Origin of the sequence: Streptomyces sp. UNOC14_S4, assembly GCF_020740835.1 — a bacterium.
GTDB lineage: Bacteria > Actinomycetota > Actinomycetes > Streptomycetales > Streptomycetaceae > Streptomyces.
In genome coordinates, this window is the sequence record NZ_JAINFC010000823.1 from 1 (window position 1) to 2,103 (window position 2,103).

Sequence of the window (2,103 nt, forward strand, 5' to 3'; positions counted from 1 at the left end):
GGACCCGGCACGCGAGCGGTGTCCTCGCACCCGCCCGGCCGGGCGAGGAACCCCCGGCCGCCACGGCCGGGCCCTGGCCGCCCGCCGACGCCGTCCCCCTCGACACCGACGGCCTCTACGAGCACCTGGCCGACAGCGGCTACCGGTACGGCCCGCTGTTCCGGGCGGTGCGCGCCGCGTGGCGCCACGGGGACGACGTGCTCGCCGAGGTCTCCCTCCCCGGCGATCTCCCCGGCGACGGCCGCGACGCCGACCGCTTCGCGCTCCACCCGGCGCTGCTCGACGCCGCCCTGCATACCGCCGGGGCACTCGACGAGGGGGCGGGCGATACTCCCGGCCTGCCGTTCGCCTGGACGGGCGTGCGCCTGTACGCGGTCGGCGCGCGCACCCTGCGCGTCCGGGTCACACGGAGCGGCCCGGACGCCGTCGCCCTCGACCTGACCGACCCGACCGGCGCCCCCGTCGCCACCGTCACCTCGCTCGTCTCCCGGCCCGTCACCGCCGACGGCCTCGCGCCCGCCCGCGACGCCGCGCCCGACGACCTGTTCCACATCACCTGGCCTTCCCTCGCGCCGCCGACCGGGACACCGCTGGGCACCTGGGCGCTGGCCGGGCCCGACGACCTCGGAGCCGAAGCGGCCCTGCGCGCCGCCGGAGCCACCGTCGTCACCGCGCCCGACCCGGCCGCGGCCGACCCCGGGGAACCGCTCCCGGACGTCGTCGCGATCACCTGCGCCCATCCTGGCACCACCGGCATCGCCCCCGACGCCGCACGTGCCGCCACCCGACGGGTGCTGACGTTCCTGCAGACCTGGCTCGCCACCGACCGGTCCGCCGCGACCCCGCTGGTCGTCCTGACCCGGGGCGCCGTCCCCGGCCCCCATGGCGAGGCGGTGCACGACCTCGCCGCGGCGGCCGTCTGGGGCCTGGTGCGCTCGGCGCAGACCGAGCACCCCGGCCGGATCGTGCTGGCCGACATCGACGACCACCCCGACTCCTACGCGGCCCTGGGCGCGGCACTCGCCGCCGACGAGCCCCAACTCGCCCTGCGCTCGGGCACCTGCGCGGCTCCCCGGCTCGCCCGCACCGGCCTTGCCGACCGCCTGGCCGTACCCGACGGCACCGACGCGTGGCGCCTCGGCCTGACCGGCACCGGGACCATCGACGGCCTGGCCCTCGTCCCCGACCCCGACGGCGCCCGGCCGCTGGGCCCGGGCGAGGTCCGCGTCGCGATGCGCGCCGCCGGACTCAACTTCCGTGACGTCGTCGTCGCCCTCGGCATGGTCACCGACACCCGGCCGCCCGGCGGCGAAGGCGCCGGTGTCGTGCTCGAAGTCGGCGCCGACGTCCACGACTTCGCCCCCGGCGACCGCGTGATGGGCCTGTTCTCCGGCGGCACCGGACCGCTCGCCGTGACCGACCGCCTCCTGCTCGCACCGGTCCCCGGCGGCTGGACGTACGCGCAGGCGGCCTCCGTGCCCGTGGTGTTCCTCACCGCCTACTACGGACTCGTCGACCTCGCCGCCGTCCGGCCCGGCGAGTCGCTGCTCGTGCACGCGGCCACCGGCGGCGTCGGCATGGCGGCCGTTCAACTGGCCCGGCACTGGGGCCTGGACCTTTATGGCACCGCCTCACCCGGCAAGTGGCCCACCCTGCGCGCACTGGGCCTCGACGACCGGCGCATCGCCTCCTCGCGCGACCTCGATTTCGAGGAGCGGTTCCGCGCCGCACGCGCGGGGCGCGGGTTCGACATCGTCCTCAACTCCCTGGCGCACGCCTACGTCGACGCCTCGCTGCGCCTGCTCGGGCCCGGCGGCCGCTTCCTGGAGATGGGCAAGACCGACATCCGGGACCGCGACGCGGTGATCTCCGCCCACCCCGGCACCGACTACCGCGCGTTCGACCTCATGGACGCCGGTCCGGCCCGCATCCACGAGATGCTCACCGAACTCGGCGCCCTGTTCGCCGACGGCACGCTGACGCCGCTGCCCGTCACCACCTGGGACGTCCGCGACGCCGCCGACGCCTTCCGCCACCTCGGCCAGGCCCGGCACACCGGCAAGATCGCCCTGACCCTGCCGCCCACCGCCGCGGGCCCGGCCC

1 protein-coding gene is annotated in these 2,103 nt (G+C 77.3%); it reads left to right on the forward strand.

All coding sequences use genetic code 11. From position 1 onward, the window contains the following. The coding region (locus K6I34_RS36130) for a polyketide synthase dehydratase domain-containing protein (RefSeq protein WP_229332256.1) at nucleotides 1–2,103 on the forward strand (2,103 nt) is incomplete at both ends.